Genomic DNA, 25,209 nt, shown 5'->3' with positions numbered 1-25,209 from the left:
AAAGCCTGTCCGCCGCGCAAATTCGCGCGGCGGACAGCATGTTCAGACTGTCAATCGAAGGATTATTTTTCGATATACAGATACTGCGAACGAACGTGGTCCATCACGTTGACATGACCCTTGCCATCGGCATCCCAGCCTTTGACATACGGTTTGATCATGTGCTTGGTCACATAGTGATAGATCGGGGCAACAGCGTTTGCGTCGAGGAAGATGCGCTCGGCGCTCTGCAGCAGTTTCATACGCTTTTCGGAATCCTGCTCGGTGGAGGCTTCCTTCATCAGCTTGTCAAATTCCGGATCGGCAAAGCCGGTGTCGTTCAGGCCGGAATCAGATTTCCAAAGTTCAAGGAAGGTGTTCGGGTCGTTATAGTCGCCGATCCAGCCAGCGCGGAAAACCTGGGTCTTTTCTTTGGCTTTACGGGTTTCAAGGAAGACCTTGAATTCTTCGTTGACCAGATTGACCTTGGCACCAAAGACGCTTTTCCACATCGAGGCAATCGCGATGGCGATTTTCTTGTGGTTGTCGTTGGTGTTGTAACGGATTTCGACGGTAACGGGGTTATCCTTGGAATAACCGGCTTCCTGATAAAGCTTGTAGGCTTTTTCGTTACGTTCCTTCTGGGTCATGTCCTTGAAGTTGACATAGACCGGGTCATAGCCGGTCATGCCCGGCACGACATAGGCATAGGCCGGAACTTCACCAGCGGTAACGATCTTGTCCATCAGGATGTCGCGGTTGATCGCCAGCGAGAAAGCTTCACGCAGCTTGGCATTGTCAAACGGCGCTTTGGTCATGTTGAAGCCGTAGTAATAAACGCCGAGATAGTTCGAAACCACGAACTCGTCGTTCATATTGTCACGGATCCACTTGATCTGGTCGTTCGGGACTTCATAGGTCCAGTCCAGTTCGCCAGCGCGGTAACGCTTCAGTTCGGCCGTGGTGCTTTCGGTCGGGTAATAGATGACCTTGTCAAGTTTGACATTGCCAGCATTCCAGTAGCTGTCGTTTTTCGACAGAACGATACGGGACTGCGGGTTCCATTCGTCAAGTTTGAAGGCACCGTTGGTAACGGCATGTTCCGGGCGGGTCCACTGGTCGCCAAACTCGTCGACTGCCGGCTTGTAAACCGGATAGCTGATCGAATGGGTCAGCAGGCCAAGGAAATAGGGGGTCGGACCGGCAAGGTCGACTTCCAGGGTTTTGTCGTCAATGGCTTTCACGCCCAGTTCGGACGGGGCCATTTTGCCCGACGTAATGTCGTCGGCATTTTTGATCGGTGCCAGCAGGAACGAATATTCCGACCCGGTTTTCGGATCGACAGCGCGCTGCCAGGCAAACACGAAATCGCCAGCGGTAACGGGTTCGCCGTTGGTCCACTTTGCGTCATCGCGAATTTTGAAGGTGTAGGTCAGGCCATCTTCGCTGATTTTCCAGCTTTCAGCTTCACCCGGAACGATTTTGCCGCTCGGCTCTTCGCCGACAAGACCTTCATAAAGGTCGCGCAGAACGTGCGAGGAAGGAACGTCTTCGGAAATTTGCGGATCAAGACTGCCCGGCTCGGAGCCATTGCCACGGTTCAGCACCATTTCGGCCTGTGCTGCAACCGGCGCCAGTGCAGCCACGCTGCTTGCAAGAAGGCCAGTGCCAATAAGAAGTGCTCGTGACGAATTAAAGAAGCCGTGCACGAGACCTTCTTTGGTCTTCGTGATAAATGACATTCAATATGTCTCCCTTGTTTTTGTTTGTTCGCCCTGGAGCGGGAAGCATCCCCACTAATGCGTACGCGGAAATACTGATAACAAAGATTGTTCCCTGCAAGCGACAAATCCATAAAACGGAAACAATTGAAAAATTTTTGCCCTGAAATGACCTGTGTTTCGTGTTTGTTTCCAAATATGTGATTTATAATTAAGATTATTGCGCAAAAGGCGTGACCGGCGATGCATCCCAAACCTGCGCAATCTGTTGCCCCGCAAGGCTTCGCTGGCTATGGCAGCGAGGCTGCCCTAAACCGCGCAGATGCTTGATCAAGCTATGTATTTTCCGGTTGGCTGGGTTGCGCGCATAGGGGCGGCGTAATTCACCCTTCTGGTGTGCCGTTGGAAAATTCGCGCGAAACTGGCGCTGCATTAAAGTCTAACTTTTTGATTTTGATAGTGAATTTAAACTATTGGTTCAATGGTTCAAAATTCGCAATTCCCGCGTCGCGCGGTGTGCGTGGCATGATGCGACTCGGTGATTCTAAACAGCTTTTTCAATGCAGTGATTTTGTTCACATCACCCCGAAAACGTGCCTGAAAATTGGGCATGCTGTTGAATTTGTTGGCAGCGTGCGAAATAAAATTTGCCGCCATCCTGCACACAGGCTTTACTGCTGGTAGAAATGAAAGTGCGAACACCCTTCATTGTGGTTCGCCAATAACAAACAGGGCGACTGTAACAGGCCGGGATAAATCCGGCCGGGCAGGCGGGCATATCAGGGCAGGTGGAAAATGAATCAAGTTACGGGTAATCCGGTCTGGCAGGACCTGTCGTCGGACTGGCTGAACTGGGCGGATCGGCTGGCACCGCAAGCCGATAAAATCAACCGGCACCTTATCGATGCCCTTGAATTGCCCAAGCTGGTGCGCCAGCCCATCCATCATGATGATGCCGGGCTGCGAGTGCTGGATTTGGCATCCGGGGTGGGGGAGCCTGCCTTTGGCATTGCCCGGCTGTTAAATGGGGAAATGCCCCCTTCCAGCCCGGATGGCGAAAGCAGGCCAGTCCTGAAAGGGCGGGTTACGGCTACCGACATTGCGCCGGGCATGTGTCATGGCCTTGCTGTGCGTGCAGCCCAGGCCAGCCTTGCCAATCTTGATGTTGTGGCGGCGGATATGCAAAAGCTGCCTTTTGCCAATGGCGCATTTGATGCGGTTTCCTGCCGGTTTGGCATTATGTTTTGCGATGATGCGGACCTGGCATTGCGGGAATGTTTGCGGGTATTGGCGCTAGGGGGGCGGGCGGCCTTTATGTTATGGGGGCCAATGGCCGAAAATCCGCTTTTTATGGCAATGGACCAGGCCCTGCGCGATGTGCTGGGTATCGGGTTTACCGCTGCCGGGCTTGATCCGTTCGGGTTTGCATCGCCTGAAACCTCGGTCGCACGGCTGATCAATGCCGGGTTTGAGGATGTTTCACTGGTGACCCATGTGCCACGCGGCCGGATTCCCCAGGCAGCGCGGTTCTGGCGGCCGCAAATGGAAATGCTTTTCGGCCCCCATATGCGCAAGGCGGATGCCGCAGCGCAAAAAGCCATTGATGAACGCATGCACGCCAATCTGTCGCAACATATTGAAGATGCGCATTTTCGGGTGCCGATGTGCTTTCATATCCTATCCGGTAGTAGGGGAATTAAACTTTAATAGGTCAAAAACCCTTGCCTTTTTTATTCGCCCATGCGAGACGAAAAGTTTGGTGATCCGCCAGTTTCGGCCAAAAACCGGCCTTGCGGGTCCCCCTGTCGTAGCACCAGGTAAAAAACACGCAAAGGTTGGGGACAATGAAAACCATCGTCGTCTGTTCGGGCGGGCTGGATTCTGTAACGCTGGCGCACAAGGTTGCGCGCGAATACAGCTTGCATGGGCTGATTTCCTTTGATTATGGCCAGCGCCATAAGAAGGAACTGGATTTTGCTGCCGACGCCGCCCGTGATTTGGGCGTGCGGCACCATATCGTCGATCTGACACCGGTTGGCAAATTGCTGACGGGATCATCGCTGACCAGTGATGATGTTGATGTGCCCGACGGGCATTATGCTGAAGAAACCATGCGCATTACCGTGGTTCCCAATCGCAATGCCATCATGATGTCGGTGGCATTCGGGGCGGCGGCCAGTGCCGGGGCCGATGCGGTGGCAGCTGCCATGCATGGCGGAGATCATTTCATCTATCCCGATTGCCGGCCCGATTTTGTAAATGCCTTCCAGAAAATGCAAAACCACGCCCTGGAAGGTGTTGCCAATATTCGGCTTTATACGCCGTTCATCAATTCGACCAAGGCGGATATCGCGGCTGAAGCCGGCCGGCTTGGCGTGCCGATTGAACGGACATGGTCCTGTTACAAGGGCGAAGACGTGCATTGCGGGCGTTGCGGAACCTGTGTGGAACGGCGCGAGGCGCTGGAGCTGGCCCGTGTGCCCGACCCGACGGTCTATATCGATCGCGAATATTGGAAACAGGCGCGCGCAGAACATGCGATGCGCAAAATGGCCGAAAAAACAGCACAGGACTGACTGTATTTGCAGCAGTGGCGCGTTTAACGCGCAGCCAGCCTGCCGCAAAATGGTGCTTTTCGTGCCCGGCCCGTAATTTTTGCCAGTCCGCATATGTGGATATTGCCGGTTTTGGGGATCGGGCAGAATGCCCTTCCCTGATCATTCGGCCTGATCATCCATTTGCTGTCGGTGCCGGGTCAAATCTGGCCCACCAGTTGCTGGCAATAGGGATAAACGCATTTTCGCGCGACCTTCGCCCCGGCCAGGTGCCACCTGTTCGGGTTAACAGGACCGCGCCGAGTAAACAGAGTTAACAGATGTTCAGAATTACCAAACAGTTTGCCTTTTCAGCTTCGCATGTTCTTGGCGGGTTATCCCCGGACCATCCGTGCAGCCGCCTGCATGGCCATAATTATGTGGTCGAGGTGGAATTGCAGGCCGAAACGCTTGATAGCCGGGGCTTCGTGCGCGATTACCGCGAACTTTCACCGCTAAAGCACCTGATCGATGATGAATTTGACCATCGTCATTTGAACGATGTGTTCGGCCATGATCACGCCACGGCAGAAAATCTGGCGAAGTTTTTTTATGACTGGGCCAAAGACCGCTGGCCGGAAGTTTCGGCTGTGCGCGTTTCCGAAACGCCAAAAACCTGGGCCGAATATCGCCCATGACCCAGGACATCACCACCCCCACCTGCGCCGAACAAGGCCTGCAATCAACCGATCTGTCGGGGGATGACAGCCAGCTTGTGCGCCGGCAGGGTAAAATCCGCATTTCGGAAATTTTCGGACCAACCGTGCAGGGCGAAGGTGCTCTTCTGGGCATGCCGACGGTTTTTGTGCGGACAGGTGGTTGTGATTTTCGCTGTTCCTGGTGCGATACCCTTTATGCCGTTGACCCGGCCTTTCGCGGTGACTGGCTGCCGATGGATGCGGAAGCTATTCTTGACCAGGTCAAAAAACTCTCAGGCGGGCGCCCGGTTCTGGTTACGCTTTCGGGCGGGAATCCCGCCATTCAGCCGCTTGAATCCCTTATTGATAAGGGCCAGCGGCAGGGTTTTACCTTTGCCATTGAAACGCAGGGCAGCATTGCCCGGCGCTGGTTTGCCAGGCTGGACCATCTGACCCTAAGCCCCAAGCCACCTTCAAGCGGGACGGTTTTTAACGCTGATGATCTGGCAGCCTGCATCACCGCGGCACGCAGTGGCTCGGGCATGGGTCCTGTTATTACCCTGAAATTCCCGGTGGCGGACGAGGCCGATTTGAATTTTGCCAATCAGGTACGTGCGATGCACCCTGATATTCCCTGCTATCTGCAGCCGGTAAATGCCACCCCGGCCGCCCCCCATCCTGATGGGGCCGACGGGGTTGATATTGATGCCCTGACCGAACGCTATCGCTGGTTGGTGGACCGCGTGGCGCAAAATGGCTGGTTTGATGTGCGCGTGATGCCGCAATGGCATGTGCATGTCTGGGGCAATCTGCGCGGCGTTTGATCGTTCATTCTGCGTTGGGCTAAGCCCGGCGTCTTCAATGCTGACTGCCATGCACATGCGATTACTGCCGGGTTTAATCCCTTAACATTGCGCATCTGCACGGGGCTTGCCGTACGGGCTGGAACGTGCGTGTCCGATATCCATTCCTGAATGCCAATGCCAGCCTTGTGTCGGGCAAGGCAGGTGGCTCTGCGCCCCCAATTTCCTTTATCCGGGATATTCCATGTTTGTCATTCAGCCTGAAACGCCCAATCAACCGGCCGTCGCAACCTTGTTTGCGCAGGCCGATGCTCGAACGGCAGCCCTTTATCCGGGGCAGGACCGGGCAGGGTTAAGTGCGGCACAGCTTATGGCGCAGGATGCGCGCTTTTTTGTTATCCGGCGACAGGATGACAATCTGGCCGTTGCCTGCGGCGGTTATGTGCCGCTGGCGGCGGGTGCTGCGCCTGCTTTGCCCGATTTGGCTGCCGGGCAGGGTACACCTGCTGCTTGGGGTGAAATCAAACGCCTGTTTGTGGATGGCACCCTGCGCCGACAGGGGCTGGCGCGCCTGTTGATGCGCCATATGGAACAGCATGCACTTGCACAGGGTTTTGGTGGTATTTGCCTTGAAACCGGTATTCAGTCCGATGCCGCCATCGGGCTTTATGCGTCACTGGGTTATGTGCGCGCTGCGCCGTTTGGTCCTTATCAGGGGGATGTGAACAGCGTTTTCATGGTTAAAATTCCTGCCTTTTTACGGTAGGCGGGCGTTCTTTTTGCCCCATCGCGCGGCAAATGGCATTTGCCCCAAAAAGATCACGATTTGTCTTAATCGCGGAAATCTGCGGCTTTTAACGGTGTTTTGCCGTTAAAAAACGCGCCGTTTTGCTTGAATGGTTTTTTGACCGGAACAAGAAACAGCAAGTGGCGTTCAAGATGGTGTGAAAAGAATTCAAAGTAATCTCTGGATCAAGGCTCAGGAGAAGAAGATGTCTACTTTCATGAAACGCTTTTTTGCTTTGGCCATCATTGCCGGTTTTGGCATGGGGCTGGCCGCTTGTGAAACCGCTGACGGGTTTGGCAAGGACGTCGAAAAACTCGGCGACAACATTCAGGAAGGCGCTAACTGATTAATTCCGGGCGAAAGCCCGCATTCGATCAGGTCTGGCTGACGACTGGTATCAATTTAAACAGAAAACACGGGCAAACGGTACCGGTCGCCTGAAAATACAAAAACAACAGGAGAATAAAAATGCTTGGTTGGGCGATATTCTGTCTTGTCTTGGCATTGCTGGCAGCCGTTCTTGGTTTTGGCGGGCTTGCCGGAACTTTTGTCGGGATCGCAAAGATTCTGTTCTTCGTATTTATCGTTCTGTTTCTGGTGTCGTTGCTGGTCAATGCCCTGCGTGGGCGCCGCCCGCCGATTTAAAATGGTGAACGAAGACATGGCAATTACCTGATTGCCGACAATGAAAAAAACGGACCTGCCATCGGGTCCGTTTTTTTGTGTTTGCAACAAAGCTGCCCGTCGATTGCGGCGGCGCGTGATCACGCTTTGGTGGTTTGTGCTGGCCGTGCCGTGATCCAGGCGCTGGGTGTTTGCCCGGTAATGCGTGAAAATTCGCGATTGAAATTTGATTTGGTATTAAAGCCACTATCAAGCATCGCAGTGGTCACACTTTGCCCCTGTGCCAGCAATGTGCAGGCATGGCCAATGCGATAACCATTGATCAAGCGCGAAACATTTTCGCCCGTCACTGCATTGATCGCGGTTGAAAGTTGCTTTAACGGAACCCCCATTTTGCGCGACAAACGCGCCAGTGTCAGGTCAGGGTCCAGATACAGCTTTTCCCCCTCCAGCAACGTCGAAAGGTCCTGGAGGATACGGCTGTTTTGCGCGTCCGGTTCGGGCTGTGTGCTGATGTGGCTGCTGCTGGTATTACTGGCGTTGCTGTTTTTTTGCGTGTTGCGGGCGGGGTCGTTGCCCGCATCAATGGGCTGGCGAGGGGCGATATCGTTTTCGGCGGTATCAAATTTCGCCTCGATATCGCGTGAAACACACAGATAGCCGATCACCAGCAAGCCCAGCGACGATGAAATGCTTAAAATCCAGCCGGGCAGGGCCGCAAAGCCATAGGCCAGAGACAGGCTGATCAATGTGTCGCTGATAGCGGAAATGATCAGGGCAATGGCAATAATACGCCAGATCAAAGCAGGCAGGTGCCCGGCACTTAAGCGCATATGCGCCAGGTCATCCTTCATCACATGCAGCATAAAAAGAATGGCCCCGCCATAGCCGACAAACAGCACAACCAGCAATGTGTCGATCACGGCAGGCACAAAAAGGACGCAGGGGATCACCAGGATTGGCACGCATAAATGCATGTAATCGCGTGGGAGCGGCTTTTGCCGCAGGCAGCTTTCAACAAAGGCCACCCAGACAATCGCGGGAATGATTGATGCAGTAACTGGCTGCAATGGCTGTAGGGTGCCAATCCCGTAATACAGCACCAGCGATGTCAGCACGCTTTGCCCGGCACAGGCCAAAAGCAGCACCGATAAAAACGGCTGGCGCTGATCGACAAGCAGGCTGCGGAAAAACAGAAAACCCAGCAGCAGGGCGACGATCATTGGAACAGGTAAAACAAGCATCGAAAATGTTCTCAATCTGGTGCCGCAAGGGTCTTTAAGGGGCGGTGGCAGGTTCTAAATCCGGTTTTGCACGTCCTAAAACCGGTTCGAGGACGCGGTTATCATCAGGCACAGGCAATTTCAGACCGTTGAAATTTAAAGCACGGATTGAAATCATGAAACATGTAACGTCTGCCTTTCTGATTGCCATGTCGCTGTGGGCTGCGGGTGTTTTACCCGCACAAGCACAAACACCGGCACCAAAACCTGCCGCCGATACAACGCCAGAAAAACATGACTATGCCGGGTTTGACCGGTTTGATGTTTATGCCGCGCATCGGTCCCGACCGATGGAAGCATCCATCTGGTATCCGGCGGGCACGCATATCTATTTTGCCCCGGCGGGCAGAAGCATGCTGTGGGAACCGGTCACTGCCTATATCGGTGCGGCTGTCAAACCGGGCAAGCATCCGCTGGTTCTGATCTCGCACGGGTCGGGCGGCAATATGGTCACCATGAGCTGGCTGGCATCGCAACTGGCCCTGAAGGGGGCGATTGTGCTGGGCGTTAATCATCCCGGCACAACATCGGGGGATTCATCGCCGCGCCGCACAGTTTATCTGGGGCAGCGGGCTGCCGATATTTCGGCAACGCTTGATCAGGTTTTGGCCAATCCCGAATTTGCCCCGTTTATTGATCCTGACAATATTTCCGTGGTTGGCTTTTCGCTGGGAGGGACAACGGTTTTGAATTTGGCTGGCATGCAGTTTGACCGGCAAAAAATGCGCGATTATTGCGGGCGGTTCGGGGATAAAACACAGGATTGCGCTTTCTTTCGCAAAGGCGGCGTGGATTTTGACCATCTCCCCGATGATTTTGTCGCCAAAAGCCGCGATCATCGGATTAAACGTTTTGTCGCCATTGAACCGGGCCTGACCGACGCGGTGAATGATGCCAGCCTGACAGATGTGAAAGACGATGTGCTGTTCATTCGTCTTGGCCGCGAAAATGGCTGGCGGGCAACTGATTTTGGCCCGACGGGCAGCAACCTGCTGTCAAAACTCAGTCATGCCAGCCTTGCTGTTTTTGCCCCGGCCTATCATCTGACCTTCCTGCCGGAATGCAAACCCGGTGCGGCCGAAACGCTTAAAAAGATGGAAGATGATCCCCTGTGTTCCGACCCGGCTGGAACGGATCGCAAGGCCGTTCATGATGGCATGGTTAATGCGATCGGGACATTTCTGAAACTTTGATCGGTCTTTGCTGCCTTGACGCGAAAGCAGCCAGCCGGGTTAACCCTGCTGGCTGTTGCTTCTATCTCGAAAATCAGGCCGGGAATGCCAGGTTAGGTAACATTTGGCAGGGTTATTATACTATCGGGTGCTGACCTGCCCTGTGTTATGGCTAGTGGCATGGCCTGGCATTGATAAAAATCTGTTGTTGTCCGTGATATTTGCCACAGGCATATGCCAACGATTTTAGTAGGGTGAGCCATGATTTCGTTATATTTTGCGCATTATTTTGCAGCCGTACCCTAATTGGCCCCATACCGGGGCCGGGCGGGCACGTGCAATGGTGAAGACTGACGGGCATTTGGCCCATGTTGGAGAATATGGAAGATGGAAAAGCGGATCCGCAATGTTTTGGCTGTTCTGTTGATGGTTGCTTTTGGTGCGGCGCTGGCGGGGTGTGAAACCGCCGATGGTTTTGGCAAGGATCTGGAAAAGCTTGGCCAGAATATTCAGAAAAAAGCCAATTGATGCCGGTGTAATCCTGCGCGGTTCGTGGATTTGGGGCTGTCTGGCAATTGCCCCGGTACCCTTTGCACATTAGCCGTCACTGGCAGGATAAACACCTTCTGGCATTTGCTTTTCCGGGGAATATTTATGATTACCTGTTATCTGAAATATGTCGTCGATATGCACAAAATCCCCGAATTCGAGGATTACGCCCGGCGCTGGATTCCCATCGTCAACCGTATGGGCGGCACACATCATGGCTATTTCCTGCCCCATGAAGGCGCAAGTAACATTGCCTATGCCCTGTTCAGTTTTCCAAGTCTGGCGGCTTATGAAACCTATCGCAGCCAGATGGCAGGCGATGCCGAATGCATGGCAACCCTGGAACTTGAACAGAAAAACCGTTCCATTATCAGCTATGAACGCAGTTTCATGCGCCCGGTTTTGGAATAAGCCCGTTCGCGATAATACTTGAAACGTACCTTTTAAGCGTTTAGCCCTTTTCCCCGACTGGACAGGGCAAAGACGAGCCGCTAAACAGTGCAGTCAACCCGCAGTCAAGGTGGGTGTTTTGTTCCGCGTTTTCCGGGTTGGAGAGAGATGCAGACCGTTAACGATATCCGCACCACGTTTTTGGAATTTTTCCGCAAGAACGGCCATGAGGTCGTTTCATCCAGCCCGCTGGTGCCGCGCAATGACCCCACCCTGATGTTTACCAATGCCGGGATGGTTCAGTTTAAAAACGTTTTCACCGGCCAGGAACAGCGTGACTATTCACGCGCGACCACCTCGCAGAAATGCGTGCGTGCCGGTGGCAAGCATAATGACCTGGAAAATGTCGGTCATACCGCGCGCCATCACACCTTTTTTGAAATGCTCGGCAACTTTTCGTTTGGCGACTATTTCAAGGAAAACGCGATCGAATTCGCCTGGAACCTGATCACCAAGGAATATGGTCTTCCCAAAGACAAGCTTCTGGTGACGGTTTACCACACCGATGACGAAGCCCATGGCCTGTGGAAAAAGATTGCCGGTCTGACCGATGACCGCATCATTCGCATTCCGACCTCTGATAACTTCTGGTCGATGGGCGATACCGGCCCGTGTGGTCCGTGCTCGGAAATCTTCTTTGATCATGGCGATCATATCTGGGGTGGCCCTCCGGGCAGCGCAGAAGAAGACGGCGACCGTTTCATTGAAATCTGGAACCTCGTCTTCATGCAGTACGAGCAGATGGCCAATGGCGAGCGCGTTGACCTGCCCAAACCCTCTATCGATACCGGTATGGGCCTGGAACGTGTTGCTGCTGTTTTACAGGGCAAACACGACAACTATGATATCGACCTGATGCGCGCCCTGATCGAGGCATCGGCTGATGTTACCAATACCGACCCGGATGGGCCGCATAACGTGTCCCACCGTGTGGTGGCGGACCATTTGCGTTCCACCAGCTTCCTGATTGCCGATGGTGTTTTGCCGTCCAATGCCGGTCGCGGTAACGTTCTGCGCCGTATCATGCGCCGCGCGATGCGCCATCTGCACATGGTCGGTACCAAAGACCCGCTGATGTATAAACTGGTCCCGGCACTGGTGCGCAAAATGGGCGCTGCCTACCCGGAACTGGTCCGTGCCCAGGCATTGATCGAAGAAACCCTGAAGCTGGAAGAACATGGCTTTAAAACCATGCTCGATCGCGGCCTCAAGATGCTTGACGATGCAACCATTGACATGGGCGAAGGTGCGGTTCTGCCGGGCGATGTCGCGTTCAAGCTCTATGATACCTATGGCTTCCCGCTTGATCTGACGGCTGATGCGCTTAAAACCCGCAAAATCGAGATCGACGAAGAAGGCTTTTCCTCGGCCATGGCCGAACAGAAAGCCAAGGCTCGTGCGGCCTGGTCCGGTTCAGGCGAAGCCGCAACCGAAGAAGTCTGGTTCGATCTGAATGACCGTTTCGGTGCTACCGAATTCCTGGGTTATGAAACCGAAAATGCCGAAGGCGTTTTGACCGCCATCATCGTTGATGGCAAAGAAGTTGAAACGGCCAAGGCAGGTGACCAGGTTGCCATTCTTGCAAACCAGACGCCGTTTTTTGGTGAATCCGGTGGTCAGCAGGGCGATGCCGGCGTGATCCGCACCGAAAATGGTGCCGTCATTGAAATTGCCGATACCCAGAAAAAACTGGGTGCGCTGCATGTGCATCTGGGCAAGGTTGTTTCGGGCGAGATTAAAACCGGCAATGCTGCCGAATTCCGCGTCGATAACACCCGCCGTTCAAAACTGCGTGCCAACCATTCGGCAACGCACCTGTTGCATGCCGTGATGCGCAAACATCTGGGCGGTCACGTCACGCAGAAGGGCTCGCTTGTCGCACCCGAACGCCTGCGTTTTGACGTATCGCATCCGAAACCGGTAACGGCCGAAGAAATTGCCATCATCGAAGCCGATGTGAACCGTCTGGTTCGTGAAAACACCGAAGTCGTCACCCGTTTGATGACGCCTGATGAGGCTATCGAACTGGGCGCGATGGCGCTGTTTGGTGAAAAATACGGTGATGAAGTCCGTGTTGTTTCCATGGGCCTGCCGGAAGAAAAAGAATTCGCCTATTCGCTGGAACTGTGCGGTGGCACCCATGTCAAACGCACCGGTGATATCGGCCTGTTCAAAATCGTTTCCGAAGGTGCCGTTTCCAGCGGTGTGCGCCGTATCGAAGCACTAAGCGGTGCGGACGCTGCAAGCTATATGGCAAACCGCGATCGCCTGTTGCAGTCTGTTGCCGGTGATCTGAAGGCTGTTCCCGAAGATGTACCTGCTCGTGTGCAGGCCCTGCAGGAAGAACGCCGCCGTCTTGAACGCGAAGTTTCCGACCTTCGCAAAAAGCTGGCAACTGGCGGTGCCGGTGGCGCTGGTGGTGATGCAGGCTTTAAGGAAATTAACGGCGTTAAAACGGCGTTCAAGGTTCTCGAAGGCATCCCGGCCAAGGAACTGAAGGGCATGGTTGATGAATTGCGCAGCCAGATGGGCTCGGGCATTGCTGCCCTGATCGCCATTGATGGTGGCAAGGCTTCCATCGTTGTGGGCATGACCGAAGATCTGGTTGCCAGCCATAATGCGGTTGATCTGCTGCGTATTGGCGTTGCCGAACTGGGCGGCAAGGGGGGCGGTGGCCGCCCGGATATGGCCCAGGGTGGCGGACCCGATGGCGACAAGGCCGCACAGGCCCTGGCCGCGATCGAGGCCGCACTGGCAGGCTGATAAGCCAAAATCATTCAGGATGACTGAATTTTTAGCCATCCGCGAAACATCACAAACCCCGTTGCCCGCCTGGCAACGGGGTTTTGTTTTGGTTTGTTGTCAGGCTGTTTTGATGTTGCGGGCCTGTTGGGTTTTCCGGCCAAATACGCGCCAGCCCAAATTCATGCCTGCCGCACCAACCAGGATCGCCGCCGCGCCCAGAATTTGCCCTGTGCCCAGGCGATGGTGAAAGGCGATGACGTCAATCACAATGGCAACAACCGGGTACAGAAATGTCAGCGATCCTTGCAAATGGGTCGGCAGTTTTTGGACCGCACCATACATCAGCACGTAAATCAGCCCGGTATGCACCGCCCCGATAATTACCAGCGACAGCCACGAAAAACCGGTGGCGGGCAGGTTCGTGAAATCGGCAAAGGGGGCCAGCATCAGAATCCCGACTGTTACCTGCACAAGGGCGATCAGATGCGGCGGTGTGCCTTTCAGCTTTTTGGTGATGATAACCGCAATTGCCCAGAAAAAGGCCGCACCCAGCGCCATTACAATACCCAGCAGGCTGGTGCCAACGCCACCTTGTGCGCCATGTCCGCCATCATTGCCCGTTACAATGAATAACAGGCCAATAAACGCCAGTGTCAGCCAGAACAGCTTGTTTAGCGTTATTTTCTCGCCCGCGAAAATCGCGCCAAAGCCCAGCAGCATGAAAGGCTGCGTATTGTAAAGTGCTGTCGAGATGGAAATGGATGCTTCCTTGAAGGATGCAAATAACAGGAACCAGTTAATGACAATGGCGGCACCGCCCAGGGCCGACCATAACACTGTGCGCAGGTTTAAAAGCCCGCGTAACAGGCCAAGACCCGCGCATATGGCAAACAGGGCGGCTGCCCCGAAAACGCATCGCCAGAAAACAACATTGATTGCGGGCTGTTCGGATACGATCACGAACCAGCCAATGGTGCCCAGAATGGACATGGCCGCTGCCATTTCCAGGGTGCCACGTGTTTTTTCATTCATCGGAATGCTCCGTTTGTCTGAATAGATTGTATGGCACCATTTTCGCGAAAAAAGCAGCTGTGGAATATGGTTTGAAGTTGATGTTTTTCCCGTTTCACCTTTTTAATAAAGGCAGGAGCAGGAAAAAATCGATGAAAGTAAAGTCATGGATGTAACGGACCAGAAAATTCTGAATGCGTTGATTGCAGATTCCCGCATTTCGCAAAAAGAACTTGCTGCGCGTGTGGGTCTGTCGGCCCCGGCAGTGGCCGAACGGGTACGCCGCCTTGAAGAACGCGGAATCATTCGCGGCTTTACCATCGATATCAACCCCGAAGCCCTGGGGTATCCGCTTCAGGCGATTGTGCGCATTCGCCCGCTGCCGGGCAAATTGCATATCGTCGAGCAGATCATTCAGGAAATTCCCGAATTTGGCGAATGCGATAAGGTCACCGGGGATGACTGCTTTGTCGCACGCCTTTATGTGCGCAGCGTTTCGGACCTGGATAATCTGCTTGAACGCATCGTTGATAAGGCCGAAACCAACACATCCATCGTCAAGGCAAAGTCGGTTGAACGGCGTATGCCGCCTTTTCAACTATCCTGAGGCTGGTTTTCCTTTAACGGATTTTCCCCAAGCATGGTTTCGTGCCACTCAGCACTATATCGCAAAACGCGCCTTGCGGCCTTTTCAACATCACGGCAATCGTCCGGCTCGCCAATTTCGCGGCGGGCAGTATTGATGATGATTTTTGCCTGCCGGCGAATTTCATCCCGCTGGCGATCGGTGCTGATAAAGGGGATCAATCCCTCAAGCGTTTGAGCAATGGGGATCAAAACGTCGGGTTTTTGGGCAGCTGCCTGCCGGATCTGGTCAATCGCGGCCCCCAGCATACCACTGAAATCCGATACCGGGCCGCTTAGGCGTGCAATGCTGTTGTCATCCATCCAAAGCCCGACAGGGTAAACAAAGGCTAGCGTATGGCGCAGCGCACGGCCCAGCCGGTAAACCGATGCAATGGCTGTGAACGGGTCATTAATCCCGGGGGAAAGGGCACGCACGGCGATTTCGACAATCTGGCGCAGGGAAAATTCCACATCGAGGGCCGCGGTGCGGTAATTGCCAATCATAACGGTTTTGGCAACGTCGCGGTTAATTTGGACGCGCAACGTTTCAAGCTGGCTTTCATCACACAGGATACGGCCAATCACCTCGCCCTTGATCACATGTTCGCCGGGCTGGCGGATCAGTTCGACATAGGCGTGGTGTTCGGTAATGCGTTTGCACAGGCCATCATAATCGATCCCCTGAATGTAACCGGACTGCGTTGCCTGGATGGCGGTTTTAGGGTCAATTGCCAGCGCTTCGGGCAGGATGGTGCCGGCATTGCGTGCTTCGATCACGGCATGCCCAACCCGGTCATGGGTTTCGGAGATGATTTTTTCCAGCCGGTCGCCCACCTCGATAATCACCTGGTCGGATACAATGGATCGCCCCAGATGGTGCACAAATACAATCAGCGAAAACAGGCTGATCACGAAAATCAGTGCGCCCACCAGCCCCGCAACCTGTGCCACATCGTTATGGGCTTCAAGCCCGCCCATCATCAAAAGGGCGGTGACAAGAAAGGTGATATTGGCAACAAAAATGCCAATCACGCTTTGGGTTGCATGGTCCCCCAGAAAATTGCGGATCAGGCGGGGACCAAGGTTTTGCGCGGCCAGGGTTAGCACGACCATGGTAATGGAAAGGGCCAGCGTAAACATGGTGACAAGGGCAGGCAGCAACATGCCGATCATGTTGCGCACATCGCTGATGTCGGAAAAAATCGGCCAGATCGGCGAAAATATCTGTTTAAACGGCAAATCCGGCAGCACCATGATGCAGGCAGCCAGAAGCGAACCCACCAGCCCGAAAAGCAGCGGCAATATCCACAAACTGTGGCGCAGGCGTTCCCAAATGCGGATCAGGCGTTCAAACATATGCTATTCCCGGTGCAACCAACCAAAACGGTATGCCGGGCGGCACATGATGATGGGGCCGTCGCAACCAAACCGATATGTTGCAAACGCATTGAAATGCTTGCGGTTCCCGCCATTGCGGCTGACGCGGGTGGTTACAGGTCGCGGGTTTTGCCGCTTTGGGCCAGGGGAATGTAAATATCGGTCACGGCCTGCTGTTCGGGGATATCGGGAAACAGTGACAGGCGATGAAAAATGATCGGGTAATCACCCGCAGTTTCGCCGGTTTTAGGCATCCAATGGGCAAAAACCGGCATGATGGTATCGTTCAGGGTGTGGTCCGGCCCGGTATGGCGCACCCGTGCGCAGCGCAGGGCGGGAATGGTTTGTTCAAAAATGCCTTCGGGGTTTTGCGCAATGGCAATGTGGGTCGCCACGCATAAATCAAATTTGAAGTCTTCGGGCGGTGTGTCATCCGGGTTGGAACAGACGATGTTATAGGTGGCACATTTTTGTGGCGGCAATGAATGGCGTTTGCGCCAGGCAATAAAACTTCGGATGCTATCGCCAAGGCGGGCAGGGTTGCCAAGATGGCGCAATGTCGCCACACGCGTTTGTGGAAAATCGACAATTTCAATATCGGGCACTATTGCGGCTTTGGGCATCGTTTTGCTCCGCGCCTGGAAAAGGGGCTGGTAAAGGGTTTGGGTTTCGTCCCATTGCGGGCTTTTACGAAAGGCGCTGGGGCTTTGCCCATGTAACCGTTTAAAGGCCCGGCTGAATGCTTCGGGGCTTTCAAACCCGCAATCAAGGGCGATATCTAAAATACTTTCCTGCTGGCGAAAGGCCAGTTGTTGTGTCGCGCGATGAAAGCGCGCCAATTGGATGTATTTTGCCACCCCCAGCCCAAACAGTGCTGCAAATTGCCGGTGAAAATGAAACCGGGAATAGGCGGCAATATCGGCCAATGCCGCGCCATCCAGCTCTGATGACAGGTTGGCGTCAATATGGGCGATCACCCGGTCAAACCGTTGCTGGTGCCGGGTCACGCTGGAATCGGGGCTTTCGTCTTGCGGCATTATCATTCCCTGTTGTTAGCCTGCCATATTGCCATGCCGCGCATTGTAATACCTGTCCGTTATTGCGGTTTTTCCGTTTTGTCTGTCTGGTTGGTGCATGACTGGTTGGCCAGCTTCATGCATCTGAAAAATAATGGTTTTTACTTCGGCAAAGCTGCCCTGCAAAAAATTTCATTGCTGTTTTCGTAAAAATGAACCAAATTCGATTTTAAATCATTTACGGAAAAGCGGCGTGAAACAGGAAAAACGGCAGCAGCGTGAAAAGGTCATTCTGGACCGCGCACAGGAATTGATCAGCGAATATGGCTTCTTTGATTTGAAGATGTCCGATCTGGCGCGCGCTGCCGAAATTTCGGTCGGTACCCTTTATGTCCATTTCGCCAGCAAGGAAGACTTGTTGCTGGGGCTGGCGGTGCGCGCCGGGGCCATCCGGACCGAATTTTTGGCAACGGCCTGTGATCATGACGGTACGCCGCTTGATAAATTCATTGTCGCAAGCTTGTTGGATATTCTGTTTTCCATTGAAAAACCCGAACTGTTTGAAATGGAATATCTGGCAATGTCGCCCTCTATCTGGCGTCGGGCCACGGTGGGCCGCCATCAGGAACTTTTGCGCAAGGTCGGCGATGCCACCCGCATGTTTCAGGGTTTTCTTGATGATGCCGCCCCCATGCTGGGTGCGGATTATGCCCGTGATCAGGGCCGCACCCTTAATCTTGGCAGTTGGGCATTATCATTTGGCATGAACGCGCTGGCCCTTTCGGAAATTACCGATGCCCATTATGGCAGCCTGCTGCGTGAAAATGCCTTTGAAACCTTTTGCGATGGCCTGACCGCCATTTTAACCGGTGCGGGCTGGACGGCCGATGACGCCCGCAAACGCGTGCATGCATTGGGTGCGCAATATGTGCCCGCCCATTTTGGCACATCGGCATAACGCCAAATCTGAACCGATATCGAAATTACCCACTGATCGCGCCACCTCGCATCAGTTGACCTTGCAGGACACCCACATGCCCATGCCCCAGGAACGCAAATTAATGATCGCGGTTTTTATGACCGTGCTTTTCGGCTTTGCCGGTTTCAGCCTGCCTTATCCGGTTTTTGGCCCCATGTTCCTTAAACCCGAACTTGGCTTTCTGGACCCTTCAATTCCGGCGGAATACCGGCCGTTTCTGTTAGGCATTGCCATTGCCCTTTATCCGGTTGGGCAGTTTATTGGTGCGCCCTGGCTGGGCCGCTGGTCTGACCGTATCGGGCGGCGCCCGGTTTTGCTGGGCTCGCTTGCCGGGGCGGCGGGGGGCTATCTGGTAACGGCACTGGGGGTTGCCATTGCCAGCCTGCCCCTGTTGCTGGCAGGGCGGTTTGTATCGGGTCTGTGCGAAGGCAATATGGCGATTGCGCAATCCATCACATCGGATATCAGCACGCCCGAAACCAAGGTGCGCAATTTCGGCCTGATCACGGTTGCCATCAATATTGGCTGGATCATCGGCCCGCTTTTGGGCGGTTTCCTGTCCGACCCCGCCATTTATGACGGGTTTAACGTTTCATGGCCGTTCTTTTTTGCCGCAGGCATGTTTGGCTTTAACCTGCTGGTGGTGTTTTTCACCCTGCGTATTCCGGGCTATGCCAGCCGGCGGGGCAAGGCAGCGGCATCATCACCGGGTAATGACGCGCGGGAAACCGCGTCGGGCCAGGTTGCACTGGATGAAGTTACACTGGACGAAGTTACACTGGGCGAGGCCGCACGGGCGGTCGAGCTTTCGGCGACAGCCGAAACTGCACCAGAGGATACGCACGATTTGCCTGTACGTACCGTCTGGCAGACGGTGCGGGATAAAACCCTGCTGCCGGGCTTTGTCATTTCGTTTTTCAGCTATGTCGCGGTTTACATCTTTTTCGCCTTTTTCGGCGTTTATCTGGTGCAAAACCACGATGTCAGCAGTTCGTTCCTTGGCATGTGTTCGGCCATTATTTCCATTCCGCTGATTGCGGCGGGCCTGCTGGTGGAGCCGGTGCGCAAACGCATTGGTCTGGCCGGTGTTAGCACGGTTGCCCATCTGTTTTTGGGCGTGGGCATTATCACGTTTCTGCTGCCCGATGGCCTGGTCTGGATATTTGTACCCATGTGCCTTGCGGCCTTTGGCATTGCCTGGTGCGAAGTCACCACCAGCCTGTTTATTTCCGATGCAGCAGGTGCGCATGAACAGGGGCAGGCATTGGGCATTTACCGGTCCGTCCATGTGATGGCCGAGGCAGTCGCCGTGCTGGTCGGTGGGCTGTTATCCGGGCAATCGCCGCAATCACCGTTTTTCATGGGCTTTGTCGCCGCCATGATTTGCGTTGCTGGCATCATGGCGTGGAAACGCGCCATGCCCGACCTTGGCAAAAGGGCCGGGTCAACGGGTGCAGCTCATTAAAGGCAAAAAAATACGGGTGGTCCTGGTGGGCCGCCCGCTGCTTTTTATCTGGTGGCATTACGGCCGTAGCGGGAACACGAATAAACCAGCTTTATTCGTTTTCGGGCTGGGTTTGTTCGGCGCGTTCGCTGTTGCCTAGACAATGGTGGACATGGCCAGTGCGCCACTTGCCAGATAATGCCGCTGCCCGGCGCTATCGGCATTTACATCGCCATCACCTGTATTCCCATCTGTCAATAAATCCCCGGCCAGTTCGTGAAGCTGGGCAATCGCAGCATTACGCAGGCCATCTTCAGGCGCGTTGGCATCGGCCTTAATGGCGGTATCCCAGGCATCACGGGCGGTTTCATCGCCCAGCACCGTCAGGGCAATGGCCCGGTTGGTCAGTGCGGTGGGGGATGTGGGCATGGTCAGAAGGGCACGGTCGAAATAATCAAGTGCGGAACCATAATTACCCTCAAGCATTTCAAGGCGGCCAATATCATTAAGGCAGGCCAGCGAATGGGGTGTAATGCGCAAAAGCTGGTCGAGCGCGCGGCGTTCGCCTTCGATATCTTTTTCCGCCCGGTAGCACAGCGCAATCATATGGTGGATCATGCTGTCGCCCGGTCGCAGGCGCGAGGCACTGTGAAAATCGGCTAGAGCGGTGCGGTGATGGCCCAGTTCAAGCTGCGCCATACCATGTGCGGTTAACAGGTCCGGGTCGCCGGGTTTGGCGCGCAAGGCAATATCCAGATTGTTCAGCGCCTGGCGCGGTTTGCCTGACAGCAGGTAAACTTCGGCCAACTGGCGCAGCGCCATCTGGTGGTCTGGCTCGGTCCGTAAAACGGTTTGGTATTCGTAAATTGCTTCGGTCAGGTTGCCACGGCGATGCAGGGCCTGGGCCAGCCCAAAACGGGCAGGCTGGTCGTTCTGGTCATTGCCCAATGCCTGGCGCAACATGTTGATTGCGGCGTCATAATGCCCGTGCGACAGGGATTCCAGCCCCATTCTGGTAAATTCAGCCGTGGTCATGCATGTGTTCCTGTGATGCGTTTATCTTTGTGGTGCCAAAGCCGGGAAGGGGGCCTTGGCAGGTAAGGGTCTTATTGCCGGCTGGTAATGCGATAGGCGCACCGCCTTGCCCCGGCAAGGATGTGGTCGGTGCGTTCAACCGTTACTTCTGGTCCCAGAACGGTTTGAAACACCTCAAGTTCCCGTGCGCATAGCGACCGGCACGCCGTTGCCGCCGAACAGATCGGGCAGTGGTTTTCCACCAGCAACAGGTTGCCGTCATCATCGCGCTGGGTTGCGGCCATGTATCCTTCGGCTTCGCGCGCAGCGGCCAGAGCCGCGACCCGGGATTCAAGGTCGCTGGCGGCATTTTGCAGGCGGGTTTCGTAAATCATTTTCTGCTGTTCGGCGCGCGCGGCAATGATGCGGGCCAGCCCTTCTTCGCCAAAGGCATCGCGCATGCAGTCTATCAGCGATACCGCCAGTTCCTGGTGCCCGTCGGGAAAGGCGCTGTTGGATTGTGCGGTTAGTGCCCAAAGCTTGGCTGGCCGGCCCTTGGGCGATGCGATCTGTTGTTCGCTAACCATGCCCTGATCGGCCAGCGTCTTTAAATGCTGGCGCACCGCCATTGCCGATACACCCAAAATTTCGGCCATATTATCGGCGCGCGCAGGCCCGCCTGATTTCAGCAAATCAAGAATGGCCCGGCGGGTTTCACCATCGGCGGCTTTGGGATTTCGTTTTGTCATGCCCTTTTATAAAGAAAATTCTATTGAAAAGGCAAGAAGAACGGCGTAGCTTATTTTTTAAAGAATAATCTTTAAAAAATAGAGGCCGCCATGACAAACGCACATTCCGGGCTGGAAACGCCGACAACCGATCATTCACCGTCATCCCCGCAGGCCAGCATGGCATCAGGTGATATTTCGGGCGCTGCCAAGGAGAAGGCGGGGACTGTGGCTGGTGCCGGTAACTGGCAGGCTGCCACCACGCTGGCCGAACTTGGTGAAACCGGGCGCAAACTGGTGCGCATGAACGGGCGGCAGATTGCGGTTTTTAAAACCGACAATGGCATTTATGCCTGCAATAACCGCTGCCCGCATGAAGGCTTCCCCTTGATGGAAGGCACCCTTAGCCAGGACTGCGTTTTGACCTGCAACTGGCATAACTGGAAATTTGACCTTGATAGCGGCGATACCCTGGTTGGCGGGGACAAATTGCGGCGCTATCCGGCGCGCATCACCGGTGATGGTGTTGTTGAGCTTGATATGACCGAACCGCCGCAACATCAGCAGCGCGACGAGATATTGTCCAATCTGGATGAAGCCCTTCATAAAAATGATTATGACCGCCTCAGCCGCGAGCTGGCCCGCCTGGATCAGATTGGCGTTAATCCGCTTGAAGCGGTGAAAAAGGCCTTTGCCCTGCGCATGGACCGGTTTGAATTTGGCACTACCCACGCCATGCCCGGCGCTGCGGACTGGCTGGCCTATATGCAGGAATTGACCGATCCCTACGAACGCCTTGCCTGCCTGTCAGAGGTTTTGGGCCATATCGCCTGGGACAGCACATATCACCCGGTTTATCCGTTTACCCCAAGCGTCATCCCATGGTCGGCCGGTGATTTTTCCAATGCTGTCGAAGCCGAAGATGAAGATATCGCCGTGGCATTGGTACGCGGCGCACTTGATGCAGGTATGACATGGGATGATTTGCGTCCGGCCTTTGCCCGCTGTGCCATGCGCCATTATGCCGGTTTTGGCCATTCGGTCATTTATGTATCCAAGGTCAGCCCCTTGTTGGCTGCGTTGGGCGAGGACGCGCTTGAAAGCCTGATTTTGCCGTTAACCCGGCATTTATGCACGGTCACCCGCGAAGACCTGATCCCCGAATTTCGCGCTTTTCATGTCGTGCGCAAGGATTGGGATGAACATGTTGGCCAGGAACCGGCAACGCGTGATGATTTTCTGGGGCGTGCGGTGGCACGGGTGCTTTCGCGGGTGCGCCGATCGGCCGGTGACCCGCTGGCATGTTATCACGCGCTGATGGAAGCCGCCGTCTGGCAGGTGCGCCATTTCGATGAAACGGTGATGTATCGCACCAACATGCCGATTGGCACCAATGTTAACTGGCTTGATGTCACCCATGCCATGACCACGGCCCAGGCCGTACGCGAACTGGCAACCGAAATGCCGGAGCTGTGGGCCGATGGCCTGTTGCAGATTGGCTGTTTCATTGGTCGCAACGCCAAATACGTTCATAAGGATGGTGATCCGGGCAATTACGCCGCCAATGCCGGTATTGACTGGGATGGCGATAGCGAAACCATTCTGGGCAATCTGATGCGCAGTCACGTGCTTTACCACGGCTGCACCGATTATATCGAACCTGTCCATCGCCTTAAAACCATCTCGATGGTGCGATCAGAACTGGCCCAATTCCCCGATGCCCCCTGGCGTAAGGATATGCTGGTGGCTGTTCATCGTTATGTCAGAAGCGACTTTCCACGTCGCCGTGCGGTGCGAACGGCCTTTCAATCCACAACTTTTGTCGGTCAGGACTAGACCGGATCGGGCGTTTCTGCCCGGTCGTTCTTCCCCCCCCCGCATCCTGACTGACAAAACCCCGTTCCGGAGCCAAGCCGGAACGGGGAAATTTTTGCACATCACAGGTTTGGGAAAGCTTGCGCCCGATTTAGGCGATGGTATCAACAACACCGCCATCAACGCGCAGTGCCGCCCCCGTTGTCGCCGATGCCAGCGGGGATGCCACATAAACCACCATATTGGCGACTTCTTCCACCGTTGCGGCACGCTGAATAATGGATGACGGGCGCGCTGCCATGACAAAGTCGCTGGCGACGTCCTCAACCTTTTTGCCGGTTTTCTTGACTTCATCGGCCAGCATGGCTTCCCCCCCTTCAGACAGGGTCGGCCCGGGCAGAATGGCATTTACCGTAACACCCGTGCCTGCCATGCGTTTTGCCAGCCCGCGCGACAGCGACAGATACGCTGTTTTGGTCACACCATAATGGATCATGTCCGATGGAATATTCAGCGCTGATTCCGATGACAGGAACAAAACCCGGCCCCAACCCTGTTTTTCCATGCCCGGCAAATAGGCGCGCGACAGGCGCACACCCGACATCACATTGACATCCATAAATTTCTGCCAGTCGCTGTCGGGCGTTTCAAAAAAGTCCTGCGGGCCGAAAATACCCACATTATTCACCAGCACATCCACATGCGGCACGGCCTTGATCACCTTTTCGCACCCCTCTGCCGTGCCAAGATCGGCGGCAACACCGTGGATGGTTGCATCGGGGAACTGTGCGTTTAGTTTTTCAACGGCCTTTGTGGTTTTGTCTTCCTTGCGGCCATTGACAATTACTTCTGCGCCTGCACCGGCAAGGCCCTGCGCAATGGCATAGCCAATCCCTTCGGTGGAACCGGTAACAAGGGCCTTCTTTCCAGACAGATCAATCTTCATTTTACAATCCTTTGTGGATAACGCATTGCATCCACATAATTTTTAAATGGCATCAGGCAAGGGTAAGCACGGCATTGGGGGCGGCCGCAAAGGCCACGGTTCAATCGGGGTGCCGCATTTTCCCTTGCCCGAACTTTTAATAACCCGGCGATATCAGGCGATAACACCGCCCCCATCAACACGCACGGTCGTGCCGGTCGCAAAGGGCGTGATCATTAAATAATGGATGGCATTGGCAATATCCTGCGGCTGGCCCACCCGTTTCACCGGCAGGCTTTCGGCTGCGCTGGCAAATAATTTGTCCAGTTCTTCGCGGGTGCCAACCCGGTCCCAAAGGGGTGTTACAATCAATCCCGGCGAAACCGCATTGACGCGCACAGGGGCCAGTTCCAGGGCAAGGCCGCGTGTCAGCCCGTCAAGGGCGGCATTGATTGCGCCCTGCATCACCGATTTGGTCGATGGCCGTTCGGCAAGAAATCCTGTAACCAGCGTCAGGCTGGCATTATCCGTCAGCTTGGCGGCACGCGCGATATGGTACGCCCCCCAGAATTTGCTTTCCATCGCCTGCCTTGCATCGGCAAGCGACAGGCCGCGCACCGGGCCGGTGGGCGTTTGCGCTGCCGAAACCACAATATGGTCCCAGGCATCATTACCTGCAAAAAAGGCGTTTACGGCATCGTTATCGCCGGTATCAAGCACGGCGATAGCAACGCGCTGGTCCGGGGTGGCATCATTTTGCAGCTCGGCAAGGGCTGCTTCCAGTTTTGCTTTGCTGCGCGACGCGATGGTGACATTGGCACCCGCGGCAAGGGCGGTTTTCGCACTGGCAAGGCCAATGCCCGAACTGCCGCCGACAACCAGAACATTCTGATTTTCAAGATTTTGCATATCAGCACCTTTGCAATGG

The 25,209-nt window shown here is 54.8% G+C and carries 24 protein-coding genes; 15 read left to right on the top strand and 9 right to left on the bottom strand.

Annotated elements, in window-relative coordinates:
- Positions 1–62 precede the first annotated feature (62 nt).
- The gene (locus tag CSC3H3_RS13770) at positions 63–1,721 is read right to left on the bottom strand and encodes a peptide ABC transporter substrate-binding protein (RefSeq protein ID WP_101268377.1); all 1,659 of its coding nucleotides are present in this window, start codon (positions 1,719–1,721) and stop codon (positions 63–65) included.
- A gap of 774 nt (positions 1,722–2,495) precedes the next feature.
- On the opposite strand from CSC3H3_RS13770, the gene CSC3H3_RS13760 reads away from it, so the two are divergent.
- The 7 genes from CSC3H3_RS13760 to CSC3H3_RS13730 all read left to right on the top strand — a co-directional run bounded on the left by CSC3H3_RS13760 (position 2,496) and on the right by CSC3H3_RS13730 (position 7,167).
- Positions 2,496–3,407: a class I SAM-dependent methyltransferase gene (locus CSC3H3_RS13760; protein WP_101285191.1), complete on the top strand. Its 912-nt coding sequence runs from the start codon at positions 2,496–2,498 to the stop codon at positions 3,405–3,407.
- A 137-nt stretch (positions 3,408–3,544) separates the two neighbouring features.
- Positions 3,545–4,276, top strand: a complete 732-nt coding sequence (gene queC / locus CSC3H3_RS13755; RefSeq protein WP_101268374.1) for a 7-cyano-7-deazaguanine synthase QueC — start codon at positions 3,545–3,547, stop codon at positions 4,274–4,276.
- A 299-nt stretch (positions 4,277–4,575) separates the two neighbouring features.
- Positions 4,576–4,932, top strand: a complete 357-nt coding sequence (queD, locus tag CSC3H3_RS13750; protein WP_101268372.1) for a 6-carboxytetrahydropterin synthase QueD — start codon at positions 4,576–4,578, stop codon at positions 4,930–4,932.
- Positions 4,929–5,756, top strand: coding sequence for a 7-carboxy-7-deazaguanine synthase QueE (queE, locus tag CSC3H3_RS13745; RefSeq protein ID WP_101285190.1), 828 nt, complete (start codon positions 4,929–4,931; stop codon positions 5,754–5,756). The genes queD and queE overlap by 4 nt, the downstream gene beginning before the upstream one ends.
- A 223-nt stretch (positions 5,757–5,979) precedes the next feature.
- Positions 5,980–6,501 carry a GNAT family N-acetyltransferase gene (locus CSC3H3_RS13740; protein WP_157831899.1) on the top strand — a complete coding sequence of 174 codons (522 nt, stop codon included), beginning with the start codon at positions 5,980–5,982 and terminating at the stop codon, positions 6,499–6,501.
- A gap of 226 nt (positions 6,502–6,727) precedes the next feature.
- Entirely contained in the window at positions 6,728–6,868 is a 141-nt protein-coding gene (locus CSC3H3_RS13735) for an entericidin (protein ID WP_101268366.1), read from the top strand.
- A gap of 122 nt (positions 6,869–6,990) precedes the next feature.
- Positions 6,991–7,167, top strand: a complete 177-nt coding sequence (locus CSC3H3_RS13730) for a DUF1328 domain-containing protein (protein WP_101268364.1) — start codon at positions 6,991–6,993, stop codon at positions 7,165–7,167.
- Between the two features lie 119 nt (positions 7,168–7,286).
- On the opposite strand, the gene CSC3H3_RS13725 is transcribed toward CSC3H3_RS13730, so the two are convergent.
- Complete coding sequence (locus CSC3H3_RS13725) at positions 7,287–8,390, bottom strand: helix-turn-helix domain-containing protein (RefSeq protein ID WP_101285189.1); 1,104 nt, start codon at positions 8,388–8,390, stop codon at positions 7,287–7,289.
- 155 nt (positions 8,391–8,545) lie between these two features.
- Between CSC3H3_RS13725 and CSC3H3_RS13720 the strand changes: the two genes are divergently transcribed.
- The 4 genes from CSC3H3_RS13720 to alaS all read left to right on the top strand — a co-directional run bounded on the left by CSC3H3_RS13720 (position 8,546) and on the right by alaS (position 13,363).
- Positions 8,546–9,622, top strand: a complete 1,077-nt coding sequence (locus CSC3H3_RS13720; protein WP_215907506.1) for an alpha/beta hydrolase family protein — start codon at positions 8,546–8,548, stop codon at positions 9,620–9,622.
- Between the two features lie 366 nt (positions 9,623–9,988).
- Positions 9,989–10,129, top strand: a complete 141-nt coding sequence (locus CSC3H3_RS13715) for an entericidin (protein WP_101268360.1) — start codon at positions 9,989–9,991, stop codon at positions 10,127–10,129.
- Positions 10,130–10,255: 126 nt separating this feature from the next.
- A complete protein-coding gene (locus tag CSC3H3_RS13710) occupies positions 10,256–10,561 on the top strand; it encodes an NIPSNAP family protein (protein ID WP_101285188.1) in 306 nt (101 codons plus the stop codon).
- Between the two features lie 147 nt (positions 10,562–10,708).
- Complete coding sequence (alaS, locus tag CSC3H3_RS13705) at positions 10,709–13,363, top strand: alanine--tRNA ligase (protein ID WP_101268356.1); 2,655 nt, start codon at positions 10,709–10,711, stop codon at positions 13,361–13,363.
- Positions 13,364–13,462: 99 nt separating this feature from the next.
- Here the strand turns inward: alaS and CSC3H3_RS13700 are convergent, their stop codons facing one another.
- On the bottom strand, positions 13,463–14,377 hold the full coding sequence (locus CSC3H3_RS13700) for a DMT family transporter (RefSeq protein WP_101285187.1): 915 nt from the start codon (positions 14,375–14,377) through the stop codon (positions 13,463–13,465).
- A 145-nt stretch (positions 14,378–14,522) separates the two neighbouring features.
- Here CSC3H3_RS13700 and CSC3H3_RS13695 point away from each other — a divergent pair, with 145 nt between their 5' ends.
- Positions 14,523–14,963, top strand: a complete 441-nt coding sequence (locus tag CSC3H3_RS13695) for an Lrp/AsnC family transcriptional regulator (RefSeq protein ID WP_101268353.1) — start codon at positions 14,523–14,525, stop codon at positions 14,961–14,963.
- On the opposite strand, the gene CSC3H3_RS13690 is transcribed toward CSC3H3_RS13695, so the two are convergent.
- Both CSC3H3_RS13690 and CSC3H3_RS13685 read right to left on the bottom strand, forming a co-directional pair.
- Positions 14,951–16,339, bottom strand: a complete 1,389-nt coding sequence (locus CSC3H3_RS13690) for a DUF2254 domain-containing protein (RefSeq protein ID WP_101285186.1) — start codon at positions 16,337–16,339, stop codon at positions 14,951–14,953. The two genes, CSC3H3_RS13695 and CSC3H3_RS13690, sit on opposite strands and share 13 nt — an antisense overlap.
- Before the next feature lie 134 nt (positions 16,340–16,473).
- Positions 16,474–17,397, bottom strand: a complete 924-nt coding sequence (locus tag CSC3H3_RS13685) for an AraC family transcriptional regulator (RefSeq protein ID WP_215907505.1) — start codon at positions 17,395–17,397, stop codon at positions 16,474–16,476.
- Positions 17,398–17,629: 232 nt separating this feature from the next.
- Here CSC3H3_RS13685 and CSC3H3_RS13680 point away from each other — a divergent pair, with 232 nt between their 5' ends.
- Both CSC3H3_RS13680 and CSC3H3_RS13675 read left to right on the top strand, forming a co-directional pair.
- Positions 17,630–18,334: a TetR/AcrR family transcriptional regulator gene (locus tag CSC3H3_RS13680; RefSeq protein ID WP_157831898.1), complete on the top strand. Its 705-nt coding sequence runs from the start codon at positions 17,630–17,632 to the stop codon at positions 18,332–18,334.
- A 76-nt stretch (positions 18,335–18,410) separates the two neighbouring features.
- Positions 18,411–19,820 (top strand): MFS transporter, encoded by a 1,410-nt coding sequence (locus tag CSC3H3_RS13675; protein WP_157831897.1) that lies wholly within the window; start codon positions 18,411–18,413, stop codon positions 19,818–19,820.
- 135 nt (positions 19,821–19,955) lie between these two features.
- Here the strand turns inward: CSC3H3_RS13675 and CSC3H3_RS13670 are convergent, their stop codons facing one another.
- Positions 19,956–20,834 (bottom strand): tetratricopeptide repeat protein, encoded by an 879-nt coding sequence (locus tag CSC3H3_RS13670; protein ID WP_101285183.1) that lies wholly within the window; start codon positions 20,832–20,834, stop codon positions 19,956–19,958.
- A gap of 71 nt (positions 20,835–20,905) precedes the next feature.
- Positions 20,906–21,562, bottom strand: a complete 657-nt coding sequence (locus tag CSC3H3_RS13665) for a helix-turn-helix transcriptional regulator (RefSeq protein WP_101268342.1) — start codon at positions 21,560–21,562, stop codon at positions 20,906–20,908.
- 90 nt (positions 21,563–21,652) lie between these two features.
- Between CSC3H3_RS13665 and CSC3H3_RS13660 the strand changes: the two genes are divergently transcribed.
- Positions 21,653–23,377, top strand: a complete 1,725-nt coding sequence (locus CSC3H3_RS13660; protein ID WP_101285182.1) for a Rieske (2Fe-2S) protein — start codon at positions 21,653–21,655, stop codon at positions 23,375–23,377.
- A 130-nt stretch (positions 23,378–23,507) separates the two neighbouring features.
- On the opposite strand, the gene CSC3H3_RS13655 is transcribed toward CSC3H3_RS13660, so the two are convergent.
- A complete protein-coding gene (locus CSC3H3_RS13655; RefSeq protein WP_101285181.1) occupies positions 23,508–24,302 on the bottom strand; it encodes an SDR family NAD(P)-dependent oxidoreductase in 795 nt (264 codons plus the stop codon).
- 153 nt (positions 24,303–24,455) lie between these two features.
- Complete coding sequence (locus CSC3H3_RS13650; protein WP_101286241.1) at positions 24,456–25,190, bottom strand: SDR family oxidoreductase; 735 nt, start codon at positions 25,188–25,190, stop codon at positions 24,456–24,458.
- Positions 25,191–25,209 lie beyond the last annotated feature (19 nt).

Source organism: Thalassospira marina, from assembly GCF_002844375.1.
Classification (GTDB): Bacteria; Pseudomonadota; Alphaproteobacteria; order Rhodospirillales; family Thalassospiraceae; genus Thalassospira; species Thalassospira marina.
The sequence above is the reverse complement of the archived record's forward strand: the minus strand, read 5'-3'. Positions and strand labels throughout refer to the sequence as shown.

Bases quoted from the DNA above. Each gene is read 5' to 3' on its own strand.
- CSC3H3_RS13770 (WP_101268377.1), bottom strand. From the start codon at position 1,721: ATGTCATTTATCACGAAGACCAAAGAAGGTCTCGTGCACGGCTTCTTT.
- CSC3H3_RS13760 (WP_101285191.1), top strand. From the start codon at position 2,496: ATGAATCAAGTTACGGGTAATCCGGTCTGGCAGGACCTGTCGTCGGAC.
- queC (WP_101268374.1), top strand. From the start codon at position 3,545: ATGAAAACCATCGTCGTCTGTTCGGGCGGGCTGGATTCTGTAACGCTG.
- queD (WP_101268372.1), top strand. From the start codon at position 4,576: ATGTTCAGAATTACCAAACAGTTTGCCTTTTCAGCTTCGCATGTTCTT.
- queE (WP_101285190.1), top strand. From the start codon at position 4,929: ATGACCCAGGACATCACCACCCCCACCTGCGCCGAACAAGGCCTGCAA.
- CSC3H3_RS13740 (WP_157831899.1), top strand. From the start codon at position 5,980: ATGTTTGTCATTCAGCCTGAAACGCCCAATCAACCGGCCGTCGCAACC.
- CSC3H3_RS13735 (WP_101268366.1), top strand. From the start codon at position 6,728: ATGTCTACTTTCATGAAACGCTTTTTTGCTTTGGCCATCATTGCCGGT.
- CSC3H3_RS13730 (WP_101268364.1), top strand. From the start codon at position 6,991: ATGCTTGGTTGGGCGATATTCTGTCTTGTCTTGGCATTGCTGGCAGCC.
- CSC3H3_RS13725 (WP_101285189.1), bottom strand. From the start codon at position 8,390: ATGCTTGTTTTACCTGTTCCAATGATCGTCGCCCTGCTGCTGGGTTTT.
- CSC3H3_RS13720 (WP_215907506.1), top strand. From the start codon at position 8,546: ATGAAACATGTAACGTCTGCCTTTCTGATTGCCATGTCGCTGTGGGCT.
- CSC3H3_RS13715 (WP_101268360.1), top strand. From the start codon at position 9,989: ATGGAAAAGCGGATCCGCAATGTTTTGGCTGTTCTGTTGATGGTTGCT.
- CSC3H3_RS13710 (WP_101285188.1), top strand. From the start codon at position 10,256: ATGATTACCTGTTATCTGAAATATGTCGTCGATATGCACAAAATCCCC.
- alaS (WP_101268356.1), top strand. From the start codon at position 10,709: ATGCAGACCGTTAACGATATCCGCACCACGTTTTTGGAATTTTTCCGC.
- CSC3H3_RS13700 (WP_101285187.1), bottom strand. From the start codon at position 14,377: ATGAATGAAAAAACACGTGGCACCCTGGAAATGGCAGCGGCCATGTCC.
- CSC3H3_RS13695 (WP_101268353.1), top strand. From the start codon at position 14,523: ATGGATGTAACGGACCAGAAAATTCTGAATGCGTTGATTGCAGATTCC.
- CSC3H3_RS13690 (WP_101285186.1), bottom strand. From the start codon at position 16,339: ATGTTTGAACGCCTGATCCGCATTTGGGAACGCCTGCGCCACAGTTTG.
- CSC3H3_RS13685 (WP_215907505.1), bottom strand. From the start codon at position 17,397: ATGCCGCAAGACGAAAGCCCCGATTCCAGCGTGACCCGGCACCAGCAA.
- CSC3H3_RS13675 (WP_157831897.1), top strand. From the start codon at position 18,411: ATGCCCATGCCCCAGGAACGCAAATTAATGATCGCGGTTTTTATGACC.
- CSC3H3_RS13670 (WP_101285183.1), bottom strand. From the start codon at position 20,834: ATGACCACGGCTGAATTTACCAGAATGGGGCTGGAATCCCTGTCGCAC.
- CSC3H3_RS13665 (WP_101268342.1), bottom strand. From the start codon at position 21,562: ATGACAAAACGAAATCCCAAAGCCGCCGATGGTGAAACCCGCCGGGCC.
- CSC3H3_RS13660 (WP_101285182.1), top strand. From the start codon at position 21,653: ATGACAAACGCACATTCCGGGCTGGAAACGCCGACAACCGATCATTCA.
- CSC3H3_RS13655 (WP_101285181.1), bottom strand. From the start codon at position 24,302: ATGAAGATTGATCTGTCTGGAAAGAAGGCCCTTGTTACCGGTTCCACC.
- CSC3H3_RS13650 (WP_101286241.1), bottom strand. From the start codon at position 25,190: ATGCAAAATCTTGAAAATCAGAATGTTCTGGTTGTCGGCGGCAGTTCG.